Here is a 19,737-nt window from a genome sequence, read left to right as displayed (position 1 = left end):
CGGCCGCTTAGTCCTGCTTTAGGAGGGCCAGCGTCCCGCGCTCGGCTCCGATAGTGGTGTTGTCCCCGTGCCCGGTACGCACCACCGTGTGGGCGGGCAGGGTCAGGAGGCGTTCCCGGATGGATGCCAGGATGGTGGGGTAATCGCTGTAAGACCGCCCGGTTGCTCCCGGACCACCGTTAAACAGGGTGTCTCCGGTGAAGACCGTGTCCTGTTCCTCCAGCAGGAAGCACGTGGACCCGGGCGAGTGGCCGGGCGTGTGGATGGCCCGCAATTCAGCTCCAGCGACCGTGAAAACGTCGCCGTCGCTGAGGTACTTGTCCGGCGTGGCGTCCGGATACACGTGCTCCCACAACACCAGGTCCTCGGGATGCAGGTAGATGGGCGCTTGAACGGCGTCAGCAACCTCCCGAACGGCCCCAATATGGTCGTTGTGGGCGTGGGTCAGCAGGATGGCCAGGACTTTTCGGCCCTGCACCTGCTCGATGATGGCCTGGGCATCGTGCGGGGCATCGATGATGACGCATTCCTGCTCATCCCCCACAATCCAGACGTTGTTGTCCACGTCCCAGGTGCCGCCGTCGAGCGAAAACGTTCCGGAAGTGACGCGGTTCTCTACGGTGACGGCCATCAGAGCGCCACCGCCGGTTCGATTTCCACTACGGAGCGAAGGACTTTGCCCTCCTGCATCCGGGCGAAGGCTTCCTCCACCTGGTCGATCGTGATGCGTTCGGTCACGAAGGCGTCCAGGTTCAGGTTGCCTTGCTTGTAGTGCTCCACCAGCATCGGGAAGTCGCGCGAAGGCAGGCAGTCGCCGTACCAGGAGGACTTCAAGGAACCGCCGCGGCCGAAGACATCCAGCAGCGGCAACTCCAGCGTGGCGGTGGGCGAAGGAACGCCGACCAAAACAACGCGGCCTGCGAGGTCGCGGGCATAGAAAGCCTGCTTGTACGTCTCGGGACGTCCGACGGCGTCAATCACCAGGTCTGCGCCGTTGCCTCCCGTCAGGGCCCGGATAGCTTCTACCGGATCCTCGATGCTGGAGTTCACTCCGTGGGTGGCTCCCAGGGACTTGGCCATGTCCACCTTGTTGGCATCGATATCCACGGCAATGATGGTGGTGGCACCAGCCAACCTGGCGCCGGCGATCGCGGCAATGCCTACGCCGCCGCACCCGATGACGGCCACGGACTCACCACGCTTGACCTCGCCGGTATTGATGGCCGCACCGATGCCGGCCATCACGCCGCATCCCAGCAGACCCACTGCGGCGGGATCAACCGAATCATCTACCTTGGTGCATTGACCCGCAGCCACGAGGGTCTTCTCGGCGAAGGCGCCGATTCCCAGTGCGGGCGAAAGCTCAGTGCCGTCCTCCAGCGTCATCTTCTGGGTAGCGTTGTGGGTGTTGAAGCAGTACTGCGGCTGGCCCTTGGCGCAGGCACGACATTGACCGCACACCGCACGCCAGTTCAGGATGACCCTGTCTCCGGGGGCGACGTCCGTGACATCCGGGCCGACCGCGCTGACCACGCCTGTGGCCTCGTGGCCCAGAAGGAACGGGAAATCGTCCGAGATGCCACCCTGCTGGTAGTGCAGATCGGTGTGGCACACACCGCAGGTGAGAATATCCACCAACGCCTCACCCGGCCCTGGATCCGGCACCAAAATGGTCTCCAACGTGACGGGAGCGTTCTTTTCCTTGGCGATGACAGCTTTTACTTTGTGAACCACGATCGGTTCCTTTCTCGGGTCGCGGAGAACTGGCAGTAGTTTGGATCAGGCACGGACGACAATCATCACACCCACACCTGATAACCGGTTGACTTATCGAACAGCCTCCTTGTGGATGCCCCGGCAGCTGCGATCCAAAGGACGGAGTCGTCGTCGGACGCCTGCTCAACCACGCCGGTCATGACAAGGTCGTCCGAGAGCCAGACCTCCACAGTATGGCCTGTTAACTGTGCCCAGTCCTTGCGCAGGCCGCGCCCGGTGATTGTCCTGTCCGGTTTCGCCCCCAACATCGCACGTCACCAGCCGCGTTCTGCCAGGCGGTGGGGCTGCGGGATTTCGTCGACGTTGATGCCGACCATCGCTTCGCCCAGGCCGCGGGAGACTTTGGCGATCACATCGGGATCGTCATAGTAGGCGGTGGCCTTCACGACGGCGGCAGCGCGCTCTGCGGGGTTGCCGGACTTGAAGATGCCGGAGCCAACGAACACGCCGTCGGCGCCGAGCTGCATCATCATCGCAGCATCAGCCGGGGTTGCAATGCCACCAGCGGTGAACAGGACAACGGGAAGCTTGCCCGTGGCAGCCACTTCCTTGACCAGTTCGTACGGGGCCTGCAGTTCCTTGGCCGCAACGTAGAGCTCGTCCTCGGGAAGGGCCGCGAGCTTGGCGATCTCGGAACGGATCTTGCGCATGTGCCCGGTGGCGTTGGAAACATCCCCGGTGCCGGCTTCGCCCTTGGAACGGATCATCGCCGCACCCTCGTTGATGCGGCGCAGGGCCTCACCAAGGTTGGTGGCACCACAGACGAAGGGAACGGTGAAGTTCCACTTGTCGATGTGGTTGATGTAGTCGGCCGGGGTCAGGACCTCGGACTCGTCGATGTAGTCCACGCCGAGGGACTGCAGGACCTGGGCTTCGACGAAGTGGCCGATCCGGGCCTTGGCCATGACCGGGATGGACACGGCGGCGATGATCTGATCGATCATGTCGGGATCGGACATGCGGGACACGCCACCCTGGGCGCGGATGTCGGCGGGTACGCGCTCGAGCGCCATGACGGCGACGGCACCGGCGTCCTCGGCGATACGGGCCTGCTCGACGTTAACGACGTCCATGATGACGCCGCCCTTGAGCATCTCCGCCATGCCCCGCTTGACGCGGCCCGAGCCAGTGAGCGTGATGTGTTCGAACGGGCGTGGTGTAAAGGTCACGTGATACTCCAAGGGACTGAAGCCTGCGATTCATCACAAGCTCCCGGAACTGCGCGCCCGGCCAAGAGCCAGGAGAACACCTGATATCCGGGTGATATATTAGTTAGAGTTCAGTATGCAATCGCCGAAGCCGGGAGTCAATCTCGGATCGCGCCAGGCAAATTCCTATGCTGCGAAAAGTGCCGTGCGGACGGCGTGCTCAAAGCCCGTGACGTGCGCCTTTGCAAGCTCTGCGGCCTTCTCCTCATCACCATCGATGACCGCGCGCAAGAGGTCCAGGTGTTCGCGCACGTGATGCTCAAGGTCCGGTAGCCGATCCAGGACCATGCACCAAATTCGGGTGGCCAGGTTGTCATAGCGGATCAGGACATCCTCGAGATGTGGATTCGCCGCGGCTGCGTAAATGCCCTGGTGGACGCTGGCATCCAGGCGCAGGGTCTCCACTACGGAGGCGCCGGCAACATCGAAGTCCTCCACAGCCTTCATGACGTCCCGCAGATGCTGCCTCGTAGCCGCAGAAGCCACGCGCGCCGCGCGTGCCGCGGCCAGTGGCTCCAGTTGCGTGCGGATCTCTGAAATAAAGGCCAAGTCAGTCACGTCCACGCGGGTGGCAAAGGTGCCGCGGCGCGGATATGTGACCACCAGACGGTCCAGTTCCAACCGCTTCAAGGCTTCGCGCACGGGAGTGCGCCCAATCCCGAGGTCCTTCGCCAACTGGTCATCATTGAGGAGATCCCCGGGCTTGATGTCCAGCATCAGGAGCCGGTCGCGCAAACGCTCATACGCGACGTCGGCCAAGGATTTCCTGCTGGTATCGTCCGAGATTGCCAGAGTTCCAAATGCCACAGTGCCAGCCCTTTCCGCAGTTCCCGAAAACCTATTGACCTGTCCTTGAGACCAGTATACGCTGATTCCCAATCCTAATATATCAGTACGGGACTCAAGAATATATCTAAAGGAGGAGACATGACCCTCGTGGCGACAGACTCACCAACAAGCATCCTGCCCCAGCCAGCAGCGCTCAATGACGAGCAGGCTCAGAAGTTCGTACTCACATTGTCGTGCGTCGAGCGCGCCGGAATCGTGCAGGCGGTCACAACCTTCCTGTTTGAGCGCGGCTTCAACATTGACGAACACCAGCAGTTCGACGACGGCATCCGCCAGACGCTGCACCTTCGCACCGCCTTTTCCGGCTCCCCCGACTACTCGGCGGACCGGCTTGAGGAAGAGTTCAGTGCAATCGCTGACCGCTTCGACATGAAATTCAGCTTCCACGACCAGACAAAGAAGCGCGTGCTGGTCATGGTGTCCAAGTTTGGACACTGCCTCAACGATCTCATCTTCCGCTGGCGCGGCGGCAGCCTGGGCGGAGACCTCGTAGCTGTTGTTTCAAACCACGAGACCCACCGCGCCATGGCCGAGGCAGCCGGACTGCCCTTCATCCACATCCCGGTCACGCCTGACACCAAGGCCGAGGCGGAGCAGAAGCTCCTGGAACTCGTGGATGAGTACAAGGCCGACCTGGTGGTGCTTGCCCGCTACATGCAGGTCCTCTCCGATAACCTGTGCCGCTCCCTCGAGGGCCGGGCCATCAATATCCACCACTCGTTCCTGCCCGGATTCAAGGGCGCCCGCCCCTACCACCAGGCCTATGATCGTGGCGTGAAGCTTGTTGGAGCAACCGCGCACTATGTCACGGCAGACCTCGACGAGGGCCCGATCATCGAGCAGGAAGTCATCCGCGTGGACCACAGCTACGGCCCCAACGCGCTCTCAACGGTGGGCCAGGATGCTGAAGCACTGGCACTGTCCAGGGCTGTCCGCTGGCACTGCGAACACCGCGTGCTGCTGGACCAGACCAGCACAGTCGTCTTCCGGTAAGACACCCTCCCCACCGTCCACACACACGAACTTCAGCAGGAGAAACTTTCATGACATCGACGCCTCGCATTGTCATCATCGGCGCTGGGATTGTCGGCACCAACCTCGCCGACGAACTGGTCACCCGCGGTTGGAACAACATCACCGTCCTGGACCAGGGGCCGCTGAACATGCCCGGAGGGTCCACGTCCCACGCACCGGGCCTGGTCTTCCAGACGAACCCTTCCAAGTCCATGGCATTGTTCGCCAAGTACACGGTGGAAAAGCTGCTCTCACTCACCGAAGACGGCCAGAGCTGCTTCAACCAGGTGGGAGGCCTGGAAGTCGCGACTACAGAGACCCGCCTGGCTGACCTGAAGCGCAAGCTCGGCTACGCACAGTCGTGGGGCATCGACGGCAAGATCCTCTCCCGCGAGGAATGCAAGGAGCTCTACCCCCTGATCAACGAGGAAGACATCCTTGGTGGCCTTCACGTTCCCACCGACGGCCTGGCCTTGGCCGCCCGCGCGGTCCAGCTGCTGATCAAGCGGACCGAAGCTGCCGGAGTCAAGTACCTCGGCAACACCGAAGTCACGGGAATTGAGCAGTCCGGCCGACGCGTCACCGGCGTCCAGACCGCCGATGGCGTCATCCCCGCCGACATTGTGGTTTCCTGCGCCGGCTTCTGGGGTGCGAAAATCGGCGAGATGATCGGTATGTCCGTACCGCTCCTCCCGCTGGCCCACCAATATGTAAAAACGACGCCGGTTCCGGCCCAGAAGGGCAAGAACGAACTACCCAACGGCGCCCAGCTGCCCATCCTCCGCCACCAGGACCAGGATCTCTATTACCGCGAGCACGGCGAGCGCTACGGAATCGGCTCCTACGCACACCGCCCCATGCCTGTGGATCTTGACGAGCTGGGCAGCTACGAGCCCAGCAGCATCAGCGAACACAACATGCCTTCGCGCCTTGACTTCACCCTTGAGGACTTCCTCCCCGCGTGGGAAGCAACCAAGCAGATCCTGCCGGCACTGCGCGAAAGTGAGATCGAGGATGGCTTCAACGGCATCTTCTCCTTCACTCCTGACGGCGGTTCCCTGGTGGGCGAATCCAAGGAGCTCGATGGCTTCTTCGTCGCCGAAGCCGTGTGGGTGACCCACTCTGCCGGCATCGCCCGCGCCGTTGCCGAGGTACTGGTTGACGGCAAGTCGCAGATCGACCTTGGAGACTGCGACATCCACCGCTTCGAAGAGGTCCAGCTGACGCCTGAATACGTCAGCGAAACTTCGCAGCAGAACTTCGTGGAAATCTACGATGTCCTGCACCCGCTCCAGCCCAAGCTCTCCCCCCGCAACCTTCGCGTCAGCCCGTTCCACGCCCGCCACAAGCAGTTGGGTGGCTACTTCCTTGAGGGTGGCGGATGGGAGCGCCCGTACTGGTTCGAGGCCAACGCTGAACTTTTGAAGGAAATGCCTGACGAGTGGCAGCCGCCTGCCCGCGACGCCTGGTCCGGAATGTTCAGCTCGCCGATTGCTGCCGCCGAGGCGTGGAAGACACGCACGGCCGTGGCGATGTACGACATGACGCCGCTCAAGCGCCTTGAAGTCAGCGGCCCGGGCGCCCTGAAACTGCTGCAGGAACTCACCACGGGAGACCTGGCCAAGAAGCCGGGCGCTGTGACCTACACGCTGCTCCTGGATGAGGCCGGTGGAATCCGAAGCGATATCACCGTGGCCCGCCTCAGTGAGGACACGTTCCAGTTGGGTGCCAATGGCAACATTGACACCGCCTACTTTGAGCGCGCTGCCCGTCACCAGACTGAAAACGGCAGCGCCGGCGATTGGGTCCAGGTTCGGGACACCACCGGTGGCACTTGCTGCATCGGCCTGTGGGGTCCGCTGGCCCGCGACCTCATGAGCAACGCCAGCAGCGACGACTTCACTAATGACGGCCTGAAGTACTTCCGTTCCAAGCAGGTCACCATCGGCGGCGTCACCGTTACCGCCATGCGGCTTTCCTACGTTGGTGAACTGGGCTGGGAGCTTTACACCAGCGCGGACAACGGCCAGCGCCTGTGGGATGCGCTCTGGAAGGCCGGCCAGCCGTTCGGCGTCATTGCCGCAGGACGCGCCGCCTTTAGCGCACTGCGCCTCGAAAAGGGCTACCGCTCGTGGGGCAGTGACATGACCACGGAGCACGACCCCTTCGAAGCAGGCCTCGGCTTCGCCGTAAAGATGGCCAAGGAGAACTTCGTCGGCAAGGCCGCCCTTGAGGGACGCACGGAGGAAAGCTCGGCACGGCGCTTGCGCTGCTTGACGGTCGACGACGGCCGTAGCCTTGTGCTGGGCAAGGAGCCTGTGTTCTACAAGGACCAAGCGGTCGGCTACGTCACCAGCGCCGCCTACGGCTACTCGGTGAAGAAGCCAATTGCGTACGCGTACCTTCCTGCCGCTGTTTCGATTGGTGATTCCGTAGAGATCGAATACTTCGGACGCCGTATCCAGGCGACAGTCACCCAGGACCCGCTGTACGACCCCACCATGAGCAGGCTCCGCGGCTAAGGCCTGGCGGACGCTTCAGTTAGCCAGCGGCCCGGACTCATCCCCTCGCAACGGGGTCCGGGCCGCTGTCTTACCCGTTCTACTTCAGCCCGGCCTTACTTCGTCAACCAGCCCAGGAAGACACATGATCAGTTCAGAAACCATCAACGACTACCTTGCCAGGCTCGCTTCGCGGCAGCCCACCCCCGGCGGAGGTGCCGCCGCCGCCCTTCACGCCGCCCAGGGCGCCGCCTTGGTGGCCATGGTGGCCAGGTACACCACGGGTGAAAAGTATGCGCAGCATGCAGAACCCGTTGCCCGCATCACCAGCGCTGCGGACCATTTAATTGTTGAAGCGCTGCGCCTCGCAGACGCCGATGAGCACGCCTTCCAACGAGTAATTGATTCGTACAAACTCCCGTCCGGGACCGGGGAACTCAAGGCCGCGCGCGCTGCCGGCATCCAGGATGCCCTGGTCCAGGCGGCACACACACCTGCCCAGCTGATCAACCTGGCCGGTGAGGTGGTGGAACTCGCCACGGAACTCTTTGACATGGCCAACCCCAATGTCATCAGCGACGTCGCGGCAGCAGCAGATGCTGCCCGTGCCGCAGCCACAACCGCACGTGTCAACATCGACATCAACGTAGTGGCCATCAAGGATGGCGAAGCCCGCTCGCGCTTGGCAGAACAGACCGACGGCCTTGAGGAAAAAGTGGTCCTCGCAGCTGATTCCCTCGTCAAGCGCGTACGCGAAAGGATCCTCGCGTGAGTACTGAAATGCTTTCCGGAAAGGGACTGGCCGCCCTCATCCAGCAGCGTGCGCAGGATGAGGCCCGCCTCCTTGAATATGAGGGCCAGCGCCCTTCACTGGCCGTGGTGGTGGCAACGGACGACGAGTCCACGCACTGGTACGTCCGCTCCATTGAGCGCGCCGCGGAGCGCGCCGGAATAGGTTGCCGGATCCTGGACCTTGGGCATGATGCCACGGAACAGGTGCTGGCGAGCGTGTTGAAAGACCTCAGCGCTGAGCAATCGGTCAACGGCATTATTCTTCAAACGCCGTTGCCCGCGGGTGTTCGAACAGACGCGCTCGTGGGGCTGATCGCTCCGGAAAAGGACATTGACGGCGCCAACCCGCTCAGCCTGGGCCGCCTGGCCGTGGGTCAGCCCGCCTTCGCCCCCGCAACCGCACAGGCCGTGGTGGAACTGCTTGAGCATTTCCAGGTTCCGCTCGCCGGACGGAGCGTCGCCGTCGTCGGGCGTTCCGCTGTGGTGGGAAAGCCGCTGTCCCTGCTGCTGCTCGAAAAGGACGCCACCGTCACCATCTGCCACTCCAAATCAGGGGCGCTTGAGCGCTATACCCGGCCCGCCGACGTCGTGGTTGTAGCCGCAGGGCGGACCGGGCTGCTGACGGGCAGCCACGTTTCGCCGGCGTCTGTAGTGATCGACGTCGGTACGAACGTCCTTCCCGACGGTTCCCTGGTGGGAGACGTGGACGAGGCCAGTGTCACCGGAGTGGCGGCTGCCCTGACGCCGGTGCCCGGCGGGGTGGGTTCAGTCACCACGGCGTTGCTGCTCCTCCACACCGCTGAAGCGGCCCGGGCACAAGCACGGCTTCTGGAGAAGCCGGCCTTGGTTTCGGGAACCGCTGGATAGCCATGGAAACGCCGATCCGCCTGGAGGTTAGTCCCTCCGCTGACCTTGCCCGGCAACTGCCTCCCGCCTACGAGGCGCCGGGGATGGTCAGCGTGACCTGCCTGCCGCATCACGGTCCGGCCAGGACGGTCGCTGCGTCGATTGAGCTTGCCCGGCTGGGCTACCATGTGGTCCCGCATCTGGCAGCCCGGAGCATCGCCAGCCAGGCAGAGCTGCACCAGTTCCTGCGTCAATTGCATGACGAGGGCGTCCGGGAACTTTTCCTCATTGCCGGGGACCGCAGCGTACCTGCCGGCCCGTATTCCTGGAGCGGCCAGCTCATGGAAGACATCAAGGCTTTCCCGGAAGATTTCTCCCTTGGCATCGCCGGCTACCCGGAAGGCCACCCGCAACTGAGCGCAGAACAGTTGCGGAGCAGCCTGGCCGGCAAGTCATCCCTGGCGTCGTCCATGGTCACGCAAATGTGCTTCTCGGCGGAATCCATCAGCTCATACCTGCAGGAGTTGCACCGGGCCGGATCCCGGCTTCCAGTCTGGGTGGGCGTCCCCGGGCCGGTGTCCGTGCAGAAGCTGCTGGCCATGGGTGCGCGATTGGGTGTGGGACGCTCACTCAAGCTGGCCCGCAGCACAGGAATGGCCAAGGCACTCCTGCGCGCTGGTGACGTCATGCGCTATGACAGCTCCGGGCTGATCCGGGAAGTTCATCAGGCCCTCGACGGCCATCCGCTGTTTGCCGGCATCCACGTCTACAGCTTCAACGACCTCAGCCGCCTACCCAGATTTGAAGGGAAGATCGCATGGCTTCCAAAGCCCCCCGTGAAAACATCGACGAGTCAAAGCTGACCGTCACCAAACCCAAGACAAAGGCTGTCGGCATTCCAGCCGTTGCCAACGCACTGAAAATCTCCCTGGAGCAAATGGGCCCGGTGCGAAGCGTACAAACGCTGCTGGCAGTCAACCAGATCGATGGATTCGACTGCATGGGCTGCGCTTGGCCGGAACACGAGAAGCGCAACGCGGCAGAGTTCTGCGAGAACGGGGCCAAGGCCGTCGCCGAGGAAGCCACCCGGCGCCGTGTCACGCCAGAGTTCTTTGCCCAGCACTCCGTTGCTGAATTGAAGACCCGCGATGACTACTGGCTGGGCCAGCAGGGCCGGCTGACCCACCCTATGTTCCTCGATGAAGGCGCCACCCACTACACGCCCATCGAATGGGACAAGGCATATGACCTCATGGCCGAGGAACTCAGGGGCATGGAACACCCCGATCAGGCCGTCTTCTATACCTCCGGCCGAACCTCAAACGAGGCCGCCTTCGTCTACCAACTCCTGGTGCGCGGCCTTGGCACCAACAACCTTCCGGACTGCTCCAACATGTGCCACGAGTCCTCAGGCTCCGCACTGGTGGAAACCATCGGCATCGGCAAGGGGTCGGTCAGCCTGACCGACCTGGAGACGGCATCACTCATCTTCGTAGCCGGGCAGAACCCAGGCACCAACCACCCGCGCATGCTCAGCGCCCTGGAGAAGGCCAAGAAGAACGGCGCGGTCATCGTGTCCGTCAATCCCCTCCCCGAAGCCGGACTCCTGCACTTTGAAAACCCCCAACACGTAGCAGGGATGGTGGTGGGAACCCAACTGACGGATGACTTCCTCCAAATCCGTGCCGGCGGCGATCAAGCCCTCTTCCAGGGCCTCGGTAAATACCTCCTGGAAGCCGAAGCCACGGGCCGCAAAACCCCGGGCCTGGAAACCGTCCTTGACCACAGGTTCATCGAGGACCACACCGTGGGCATCGACGAATACCTGCGCTTCCTGGAAAAGGTGGAGTGGGACGACATCGTGGAAGCAACAGGCCTCACCCTGGAGCAGATCCACTCCACAGGCGAACGGCTCCTGGCCTCAAACGCCACCATCGTCTGCTGGGCCATGGGATTGACCCAGCACAAACACTCAGTACCCACCCTCCGCGACGTCGTTAACGTCCTGCTGCTTCAGGGGAACATCGGCAAGCCCGGCGCCGGAGTTTGCCCAGTGCGCGGCCACTCAAACGTCCAGGGCGACCGCACCATGGGCATCTTCGAGAAGATGCCGGAAAAGTTCCATGACCGGCTGGACAACGAGTTCGAGTTCCTGTCACCACGGGAGCACGGCTATGACACTGTTGCCGCCATCCGCGCCATGAGGGACGGAAAGGTCCGCTTCTTCATGGGGATGGGTGGAAACTTTGTTCGTGCCGCCCCTGACTCGGACGTTACGGAGCAAGCGCTCGCCAACACACGGTTGAGCGTCCAGATCTCCACAAAGCTGAACCACTCGCACCTGTCCACGGGCAAGCGGGCTTTGATTCTCCCAACACTTGGACGCACGGAGAAGGACACGCAGCGGACCGGTGACCAGAGGGTTACCGTGGAAGACTCCATGAGCGCAGTCCATGCATCCCGGGGACGCCTCAAGCCTGCGAGCGAGCACCTCCACTCGGAAGTTGCCATTGTGTGCAATCTTGCCCACCGGCTCTTCACCGATGGCACCGTGCGCCTGCCCAACGCCCCCAAAGCCGCGTGGCTGTCGATGCGTGATGACTACTCGCTGATCCGCAAACACATCGAGGCCGTCTTCGATGGCTTCGAGAACTTCGAAGAGCGGATCCAGCACCCGGGCGGCTTCGTGCTGCCGCACCCGCCGCGCGATGCCCGGAAGTTCGATACCGCTTCAGGCAAAGCACACTTCACAGGCAACGAGCTTGAATACATCAAGGTCCCGCCCGGCAGGCTGGTGCTCCAAACGCTGCGGTCGCACGACCAGTACAACACCACCATCTACGGCAAGGACGACCGCTACCGCGGCATCCATGGTGGGCGGAGGGTGGTCCTCATCAACGAGTCCGATATCGCGGAGCTGGGGTTTGCTGATGGCGAGATGGTCCACCTGATTTCAGAATTCCAGGGAACTGAACGCCGCGCAGAAGACTTCCGCATCGTTTCGTACTCCACCCCCAAGGGGTGTGCCGCTGCGTATTACCCGGAAACCAACGTCCTTGTACCGCTGGACTCTGTTGCCGATACCAGTGGGACGCCGACGTCCAAGTCCGTCATCGTCCGGCTCGAACGGGCCTGAATGAGTCTGGACACAGTGTGATACCTGCCATAGTATGTGACTGATATATCTTTCCTATTGGATCAAAGATATTAGGAGACCAGGCGCCGGAGCCCGCGCCCACCAAGAGCAATTTGCCCTCATGAAGACATCTATCAATGGAGAAACAATGTCTGATATCACCCAAGTCCAAGCTGATGCTGTACTGGCCGCGGCGCGCGATGCCGCGCGCGGAACCGAAACAGCAATGAACATCGCCGTGGTGGACGCCGGCGGCAACCTCAAGGCCTTCACCCGCATGGACGGGGCCTGGCTCGGCAGCATCGACATCTCCATCAAGAAGGCACGCACCGCCCGCTACTTCGACATGCCCACGGGCGCAATCGGCGAGCTTTCGCAGCCGGGGGGACCGTTGTACAACATCGAGGTCTCCAACGGCGGACTCATTACGTTCCCGGGTGGCATCCCCCTGCGAGGGGAGGACGGCACTGTAATCGGGGCGATCGGCGTCAGTGGCAGCACGGTAGAGAACGACCACACCGTGGCGTCCGCAGGAGCAGCAGTAGAGCTTCAGGGCGCGGCCCGGCCGTAAGCAAAGAAAAAACTGTCCAATTGTCCGTGAATGGTGCTTCGGTGGCCTGAAACCTGGGGAGGTATTTCCTCATCGAAGCACCGCTCTCGGGCAATTGGGCAGCATTCATTTTCCGTATCACCACATGCCCAAGGAGTGTCCATGTCTGGAAACCGAGCAGTCGCCTACAAGGAACCCGGTGTCGTCGAAATCATCAACACTGACTACCCGACGTTCGAACTCAAGGACGGACCGGGCGTCAACCCGGCCAACGTCGGCCGGAAGGTACCGCATGGCGCGATCCTCCGCACGGTGACAACCAACATCTGCGGTTCCGACCAGCACATGGTCCGCGGCCGCACCACAGCCCCGCAGGACCTGGTCCTCGGCCACGAAATCACCGGCGAAGTGGTGGAGGTGGGTCCCGACGTCGAGTTCATCAAGGTGGGCGACATCGTCTCGGTGCCGTTCAACATTTCCTGCGGCCGGTGCCGGAACTGCAAAGAGCAAAAGACCGGGATCTGCCTCAACGTCAACCCTGACCGCCCGGGCAGCGCTTACGGCTATGTGGATATGGGCGGCTGGGTAGGCGGACAGGCCGAATACGTGCTGGTTCCCTATGCCGACTGGAACCTGCTGCGCTTCCCGGACCGCGACCAGGCCCTGGAAAAGATCATGGACCTGACCATGCTCTCGGACATCTTCCCCACGGGCTTCCACGGCGCCGTTACGGCCGGCGTGGGCGTAGGGTCCACGGTGTACGTCGCCGGTGCCGGCCCTGTGGGTCTGGCTGCCGCCGTCGGCGCCCAGTTGCTTGGCGCCGCCGTCGTGATTGTGGGCGACATGAACGAAGACCGGCTGGCACAGGCGCGCTCGTTCGGCTGCGAAACCGTCAACGTCTCAAACGGTGACCCGAAGGAGCAGATCGCGCAGATCCTCGGAGTGCCGGAAGTGGATTGCGGCGTGGACGCGGTTGGTTTCGAAGCCCGGGGCCACGGAAGGGACGCCTCGCACGAGGCTCCAGCCACCGTGCTGAACTCCCTTATGGACATCACCGCAGCCGGCGGCTCCCTGGGTATCCCGGGCCTCTACGTCACGGGCGATCCGGGCGGAATCGATGAAGCAGCCAAGCACGGCTCCCTCTCGCTCTCACTGGGTACCGGCTGGGCAAAGTCCTTGTCCTTCACCACGGGCCAGTGCCCGGTGATGAAGTACAACCGCCAATTGATGATGGCGATCCTCCACGACAAGGTCCAGATCGCCAAGGCAGTCAATGCCCAAGCCATCCCCCTTGAGGACGCTCCCCGCGGCTACGCCGAGTTCGACGCCGGCGCGGCAACAAAGTTCGTACTGAACCCGAACGGCTACGTGAAGGCTTAGTACGCAAACACCAGGAAGGGGGCATCATGCTCGCGCAGGAAATTCTCTGCGGCACTTCGCCAACATCCCACGTGCCCTGCGAGCGGATGCCTGCCCCAACGTGGTCCGAAGCCCGGCAGATGGCCTTCGATTGCGCTGTTCCGCTTGCGTCAGCGTCTGTACCACTGGCGGACGCGATCGGTAACGTGCTGACCACTGATGTGACGGCGTGCCAGGACCTTCCGCACTACGCGTCCTCTGCCATGGATGGCTGGGCCATTCATGGCAGAGGACCGTGGGAGATCACGACGCCGGGGCTGCCGCTGTCACCGGGACAAGCCAGCGTCATTGCCACCGGTGGCCTGGTTCCGGAAGGTGCCGTGGCGGTACTTCGGAAGGAGAGCGGACACGCCTTCGACGCCGGATACGGGCTGCAGCTCGCACTGAAACCCGACGCGAAACCCGGTGAGACGCTCCCCGGCCGGCATATACGGCCAGCCGGTGAAGAAGCCCGGGCCGGCGACGTCCTCGTGCCCTCCGGCACACTCCTTAATCCTGCCCACATTGCCCTTGCTGCCGTAGCAGGCCACGACGAACTGCAGGTGCAACGCAAGCCGCGGGTCGCCGTCGTGCTTACCGGCTCCGAGGTGGTGACCTCGGGTGTGCCGGCAGCGGGGCAGGTTCGCGACACCTTCGGCCCGCAACTCGGCGCAGTGATTTCCCAGCTGGGCGGAATTCCAGCCGGCCAGCAACGGATCGGCGACTCATACGAAGAGTGGCTGTCCGCACTTGACTCTCCGCCCGGAGGCGGACACCCGGATGTCACGATCACCACCGGCGGCACCGGCAAATCCGGAACTGACCACTTCCGCGCCGCAGTGGCCGCGCTCGGTGGGCGCCTACTGCTCGACGGCGTCGCTATGCGCCCCGGTCATCCTGCAGTATTGGCTGAACTCCCGGACGGCCGCTTCATCATCGGCCTCCCAGGCAACCCCCTGGCCGCAATGATGGCCCTCATGACCATCGGCGAACCACTGCTCGCTGCCCTCCAAAACAAGCCTTTCCGGACAGCTGGCCACCTCACGTCCGCGGCGGACGTCGATCCGGGTCCTGGCCGGACACAACTCATCCCCTGCACCTTCGTCCACGGGCTCGCTTTTCCTGCTTCACACACGGGTCCCGGCATGATGCGCGGGCTGGCTTGGGCCGACGGTTTCATGGCCGTTCCCCCTGGCGGAGTGGAAGCAGGCGAACCCGTCCCGGTCATGCCGCTGCCCTGGACCAGCGCCTGGACAAAGGCGCAAGCAACCACAGATTTCCCCAACTTGTCAGGAAGGTACGCACCATGGCACGGATGACACAGCGCCGGAAGATACACCGCTTCCATCTGGACGGGACAGGTACCGAATATCCGGTGCGGTTCAAGGAAGATGTCCTCGCCGCCGAGGAGCCCCTGGAAATCAGGATCGGCGGCCGCTCCTTCGCCGTGACCATGAGGACTCCAGGAGACGACTTTGACCTCGTAGCCGGATTCCTGGTGTCCGAGGGCATCATCCGCAGCCAGTCCGAGCTGATATCCCTGCGTTTTTGTGCCGGCGAGAAGGACGGAACGCAAACCTTCAACGTTGTGGAGGCCCAGCTTCGCTCCGACGTGCAGATGCCCGACACCATGCGGCACGTCTACACCTCCAGCTCGTGCGGCATCTGTGGAACGGACTCCATCGAAGCCGTCCGCAAAACCCTCCACTTCGATCCCTCCCAGGACCCGCTCCGGGTTCCCGTTGACATCCTGGCCGAACTGCCTGAGCGCCTCCGGGAAGCCCAGGCGGTGTTCGACAGGACCGGTGGCGTCCACGCCGCCGGGCTCTTCAGGGTGGACGGCGCCACCCCCGAGCTCCTCTGTTTGCGGGAGGACGTGGGCCGCCACAACGCCGTGGACAAAGTAGTGGGCTGGGCACTGCGCCAGGATCTGCTGCCCCTGACGGGCTTGGTCCTGCAGGTTTCAGGACGTGCATCGTTCGAGCTGGTCCAGAAGGCTGCCCTCGCCGGCATCCCCGTCCTGTCAGCCGTGAGCGCACCCTCCAGCCTTGCCGCGGACCTCGCTACTGAGACCGGCGTGACCCTGGTTGGCTTCAGCCGTGGTCACAGCCTCAACGTCTACGCCGGACGCGACAGATTGATCCGCCCCCGCAAAGCAGCACGTGAGGAGGTCTACGCCGGGCTCTGACCGCCCGTTTTCCGCGTTTGCACGCAGCTAAAGCCCTGTTGATGCCGATAGGGTGCGTTTGCTGTGCACAAACTCCCCGCGTGTTTCAAGGCCCGTGTCCGTGTCGGACTAGGATGAGGAAAGACGAGGAGCATGCCGGGCAGGGCTTTACAGCCCCGGCCGCCTGCTTGGGACAACGACACGAGGCATCATGGCCCCACGCAACAATCCAGACATCGAGAAGGACGCAGACGCCCAAGGCGGCGGCGTCCAATCAGTGGACCGCGCGCTGCAAATCCTGGAAATCCTTGCACGCGAAGGGGATGCCGGCGTCAGTGAAATCGCTGACGAAATGGGCGTCCATAAATCCACGGTGTCCAGGCTTGTGGGCTCGCTGGTAAACCGCGAGCTTGTCCGGCAGAACAGCGAGAGGGGCAAGTACCAGCTGGGCTTCGGAATCCTTCGGCTGGCGACCTCCATCCCCGGCAGGCTGAGCGTCGTGCACGAGGCCAGGGAAGTACTGGAAGCACTTGCGGGTGAGTACAAGGAAACGGTCAACCTTGCCGTGCTTCGGTCCAACTACGCAGTCAACGTGGATCAGGCCATGGGCCCCTCAACGCTTGCCACCTACGACTGGGTGGGCAGCCTGACCCCGCTGCATGCGACATCCAGCGGCAAAGTGCTTTTGGCCGCGCTGACGGCCGATGAGCGGAACCAGGTCCTCAAGACAGTCGGCCTGCCTGCCCGCACACCCCGCACCATCACCAATCGCGCGGAGCTGGAGAAGCAGCTGCTCGACGTCGCACGGAACGGCTACGCAGTCGTGCATGAAGAGTTCGAGATCGGCCTGACGGCGGTAGCCGTGCCCATCTTTAACCACATGGGCAATGTCATCGCTGCGGTGAGTATCTCCGGCCCCGCCTTCCGCTTTGCCCCGGAGGAGCACCCAGGGCTCATAGACGCCCTCCGTGAGGCTGGCTTCACCATCAGCGCCAAAATGGGCTACCGACGCCGCTAGGCGCTGCCAGGCCGCTTCTCGACGCTTCAAACCGCTGGCATCAGCATGCCCATTTTTGGGTGGGAAAATCGCTTGTTACGCAACAGTAGGCACGATATGCAACAGACTGCGCATGTCGGCGGCGCTGTCAAGGTGCCGCGAAATGGAACAGAAACACCTTGACATTGCCCTGTGACGGGGCGCACTCTGTTGCTTAGCGCGAGAACTGTTGATTCTTGCGAAACGCACGAAGGCGATTCAGCCAAAGCGACCAGAAACCCGTTCCCCGACTAAAAGAGGTGCACATGCGCAAGGCCTGCCCCACTGGTGAACCCGCTCCCGGGGAGGCGCTGCGGCTCGATACTGCTCCAACCATCATGGTCATCCAACCGGAGGAAGCCCCCAACCTTCCATCCGGCCCCACCCTCCAGGGCCATGTATAAACCCAAGCCCATGACTCGCCGAGCAAAGGACCCGCTCATGGCTATAAATAGCGATTTAAAGCCTTTAACTCCCGAGGAATTGCCCGCCAACGATAACCTGGCTGACACTCCCTCATCACGTAAGACAAACCGTCTGGAGAACCCTGGAGACGTCATCAGCGTCTCCCCAGATGAAACCAACCCCGCAGTCCTCGACGATGAGGGCGAAGGCGCAGAAGCACTCCCGGATACTGAGGAATACGCACAGATCCTGGAAGAACTGCGCCATGCCAGGACCGAGCAGGCAGTCAGCGCCCGCCGGAACCGCAAACTTACGCTGGACAAAGTCACCTTCGGAATCACGGGCGCCATCGCCGTCGCCTTCGTGGTCTGGGGCTTCGTCGGCCGGGACAGCCTTTCCGAATCTTCCAAAGGCGCCCTGAACTGGGTCATGGAATACACCGGCTGGCTCTTCATGGTTCTTGCCTCTTTGTTCGTCGTCTTCGTCCTCTGGCTCGCGCTGGGCAAGTTCGGCAACATCCCACTGGGCAAGGACGGCGAGAAGCCGGAATTCCGTACTGTCTCCTGGGTAGCGATGATGTTCGCCGCCGGCATGGGCATCGGGCTCATGTTCTATGGCGTGGCTGAACCCCTCTACCACTACATCTCGCCACCACCAGGCACTGTGGACGGCCGCACCCCTGCTGCCATTCAGACTGCCATGGCCACCTCGATCTTCCACTGGACCCTGCACCCATGGGCCATGTACGCAGTGGTGGGCATTGCCATGGCATACGGCACCTACCGCCTGGGCCGCAGGCAGCTGGTCTCCGCAGCGTTCACATCGCTGTTCGGCATCAGGATGGTGGAAGGCCCCCTCGGGAAATTCATCAACATCCTGGCCATCTTTGCCACGCTGTTCGGTACCGCCGCTTCCCTGGGCCTTGGCGCCCTTCAGATCGGCAGCGGCATGACCTCCAACGGCTGGGTGGGCGAGATCGGCACCCCGGTACTCGTGGTCATCGTGGCCATCCTCACCTTCTGCTTCGTCGCATCAGCAGTCTCCGGAATCAGCCGTGGCATCCAGTGGCTTTCCAACATCAACATGGTGCTGGCAGTCGTCCTGGCAATCATCGTCTTTGTTGCCGGCCCTACCCTGTTCATCCTCAACCTGATCCCTTCCGCAATCGGCGACTACGCCAGGGACCTGGCAGAAATGTCGTCCCGGACCGAAGCGGTCGGGGACGAAGCATTGCGTAGCTGGATGACCAGTTGGACCATTTTCTACTGGGCCTGGTGGATCTCCTGGACGCCCTTCGTCGGCATGTTCATTGCGCGCATCAGCCGCGGCCGGACCATCCGCCAGTTCGTCACCGGCGTCCTGCTGGTGCCAAGCATCGTCAGCGTTATCTGGTTCGGTATCTTCGGTGGAGCTGCCTTCCATGTCCAGCAGGAAGCTGACAAGGCCGGCACACCCGGCCTGGTGACCATGACCAACGGCGTGCCTTCCGTCAATTTCGACGGCGCACTCTTCGATCTCGTCAAGAACCTGGGCATGCCCGGCTGGGCCACCGCAGCAGTGATCGTGCTGGCCGTGGTGCTGGTGGCAATCTTCTTCATCACTGGTGCCGACGCAGCCTCCATCGTCATGGGGTCGCTCAGCTCCAACGGAGCCGAACATCCCCGCCGCGGAGTAGTGATCTTCTGGGGAAGCCTTACCGGTGCAGTAGCAGCGGTTATGCTCCTGGCCGGCGGCGACGAACCATCCGAGGCATTGGCCGGGCTCCAAAGAGTCACGATTGTTGCCGCCCTGCCGTTCGTCATTGTCATGCTGCTGCTCTGTTTCGCCCTGACGAAGGATCTGCGCCGTGATCCTCTGTCACTGCGGAAGCGCTTGGCGACATCCGTAGTTGAACGTGCGATTCGTACGGGCGTGGAACAACATCGGGGCGTTCAATTCGATCTGGTCACGAGGCACGAGTGTGCGGAAGACTGCCCGGATTCCGACTGTCCCGGGGGAACTCCGACCGGAACCATCCCCACGGTTCAGCCTCCCCGCACCCAGCCGACCGACAAGTAAG

Annotated in this window: 18 protein-coding genes; 13 read left to right on the top strand and 5 right to left on the bottom strand. The window is 62.7% G+C overall.

Annotated features, from left to right (window positions below; translation table 11 throughout):
• Window positions 1–7: 7 nt before the first annotated feature.
• The 5 genes from AC6I99_RS02295 to AC6I99_RS02275 form a co-directional block, all read right to left on the bottom strand.
• Window positions 8–631: an MBL fold metallo-hydrolase gene (locus AC6I99_RS02295; RefSeq protein ID WP_497960070.1), complete on the bottom strand. Its 624-nt coding sequence runs from the start codon at window positions 629–631 to the stop codon at window positions 8–10.
• Window positions 631–1,734, bottom strand: a complete 1,104-nt coding sequence (locus tag AC6I99_RS02290; protein WP_309929523.1) for an S-(hydroxymethyl)mycothiol dehydrogenase — start codon at window positions 1,732–1,734, stop codon at window positions 631–633. Before AC6I99_RS02290 ends, AC6I99_RS02295 begins: the two co-directional genes overlap by 1 nt.
• Before the next feature lie 65 nt (window positions 1,735–1,799).
• Window positions 1,800–2,024 (bottom strand): hypothetical protein, encoded by a 225-nt coding sequence (locus tag AC6I99_RS02285; RefSeq protein WP_216922220.1) that lies wholly within the window; start codon window positions 2,022–2,024, stop codon window positions 1,800–1,802.
• A 6-nt stretch (window positions 2,025–2,030) separates the two neighbouring features.
• Entirely contained in the window at window positions 2,031–2,945 is a 915-nt protein-coding gene (gene pdxS / locus AC6I99_RS02280) for a pyridoxal 5'-phosphate synthase lyase subunit PdxS (protein WP_309929518.1), read from the bottom strand.
• Window positions 2,946–3,110: 165 nt separating this feature from the next.
• A complete protein-coding gene (locus tag AC6I99_RS02275) occupies window positions 3,111–3,791 on the bottom strand; it encodes a GntR family transcriptional regulator (RefSeq protein ID WP_224095049.1) in 681 nt (226 codons plus the stop codon).
• Window positions 3,792–3,911: 120 nt separating this feature from the next.
• Between AC6I99_RS02275 and purU the strand changes: the two genes are divergently transcribed.
• From purU to AC6I99_RS02210, 13 genes are all read left to right on the top strand, one after another.
• Complete coding sequence (purU, locus tag AC6I99_RS02270) at window positions 3,912–4,826, top strand: formyltetrahydrofolate deformylase (RefSeq protein WP_497960068.1); 915 nt, start codon at window positions 3,912–3,914, stop codon at window positions 4,824–4,826.
• Between the two features lie 50 nt (window positions 4,827–4,876).
• Window positions 4,877–7,369, top strand: coding sequence for a GcvT family protein (locus AC6I99_RS02265; RefSeq protein WP_224095045.1), 2,493 nt, complete (start codon window positions 4,877–4,879; stop codon window positions 7,367–7,369).
• Between the two features lie 124 nt (window positions 7,370–7,493).
• Complete coding sequence (locus tag AC6I99_RS02260; protein ID WP_224095043.1) at window positions 7,494–8,120, top strand: cyclodeaminase/cyclohydrolase family protein; 627 nt, start codon at window positions 7,494–7,496, stop codon at window positions 8,118–8,120.
• Window positions 8,117–9,007 (top strand): bifunctional 5,10-methylenetetrahydrofolate dehydrogenase/5,10-methenyltetrahydrofolate cyclohydrolase, encoded by an 891-nt coding sequence (locus AC6I99_RS02255; RefSeq protein WP_497960065.1) that lies wholly within the window; start codon window positions 8,117–8,119, stop codon window positions 9,005–9,007. Before AC6I99_RS02260 ends, AC6I99_RS02255 begins: the two co-directional genes overlap by 4 nt.
• A 2-nt stretch (window positions 9,008–9,009) precedes the next feature.
• Window positions 9,010–9,849 (top strand): methylenetetrahydrofolate reductase, encoded by an 840-nt coding sequence (locus AC6I99_RS02250; protein WP_497960063.1) that lies wholly within the window; start codon window positions 9,010–9,012, stop codon window positions 9,847–9,849.
• The gene (locus AC6I99_RS02245; RefSeq protein WP_497960060.1) at window positions 9,804–12,122 is read left to right on the top strand and encodes an FdhF/YdeP family oxidoreductase; all 2,319 of its coding nucleotides are present in this window, start codon (window positions 9,804–9,806) and stop codon (window positions 12,120–12,122) included. The genes AC6I99_RS02250 and AC6I99_RS02245 overlap by 46 nt, the downstream gene beginning before the upstream one ends.
• A 148-nt stretch (window positions 12,123–12,270) precedes the next feature.
• Entirely contained in the window at window positions 12,271–12,693 is a 423-nt protein-coding gene (locus AC6I99_RS02240; protein ID WP_223947734.1) for a GlcG/HbpS family heme-binding protein, read from the top strand.
• Window positions 12,694–12,834: 141 nt separating this feature from the next.
• Window positions 12,835–14,052, top strand: a complete 1,218-nt coding sequence (gene fdhA / locus AC6I99_RS02235; RefSeq protein ID WP_224095036.1) for a formaldehyde dehydrogenase, glutathione-independent — start codon at window positions 12,835–12,837, stop codon at window positions 14,050–14,052.
• Window positions 14,053–14,078: 26 nt separating this feature from the next.
• Window positions 14,079–15,389 carry a molybdopterin molybdotransferase MoeA gene (locus AC6I99_RS02230; protein ID WP_497960057.1) on the top strand — a complete coding sequence of 437 codons (1,311 nt, stop codon included), beginning with the start codon at window positions 14,079–14,081 and terminating at the stop codon, window positions 15,387–15,389.
• Window positions 15,377–16,258 carry a formate dehydrogenase accessory sulfurtransferase FdhD gene (fdhD, locus tag AC6I99_RS02225; RefSeq protein WP_224166186.1) on the top strand — a complete coding sequence of 294 codons (882 nt, stop codon included), beginning with the start codon at window positions 15,377–15,379 and terminating at the stop codon, window positions 16,256–16,258. The genes AC6I99_RS02230 and fdhD overlap by 13 nt, the downstream gene beginning before the upstream one ends.
• A gap of 190 nt (window positions 16,259–16,448) precedes the next feature.
• Window positions 16,449–17,255 (top strand): IclR family transcriptional regulator, encoded by an 807-nt coding sequence (locus AC6I99_RS02220; protein ID WP_224095032.1) that lies wholly within the window; start codon window positions 16,449–16,451, stop codon window positions 17,253–17,255.
• Window positions 17,256–17,539: 284 nt separating this feature from the next.
• On the top strand, window positions 17,540–17,677 hold the full coding sequence (locus AC6I99_RS02215) for a hypothetical protein (protein WP_224166185.1): 138 nt from the start codon (window positions 17,540–17,542) through the stop codon (window positions 17,675–17,677).
• A 37-nt stretch (window positions 17,678–17,714) separates the two neighbouring features.
• Window positions 17,715–19,736 carry a BCCT family transporter gene (locus tag AC6I99_RS02210; RefSeq protein ID WP_497960051.1) on the top strand — a complete coding sequence of 674 codons (2,022 nt, stop codon included), beginning with the start codon at window positions 17,715–17,717 and terminating at the stop codon, window positions 19,734–19,736.
• Window position 19,737: the final 1 nt, after the last annotated feature.

It is taken from the genome of Arthrobacter sp. TmtSoilC77, from assembly GCF_059739415.1.
This window is presented reverse-complemented; position numbering and strand designations above follow the sequence as displayed.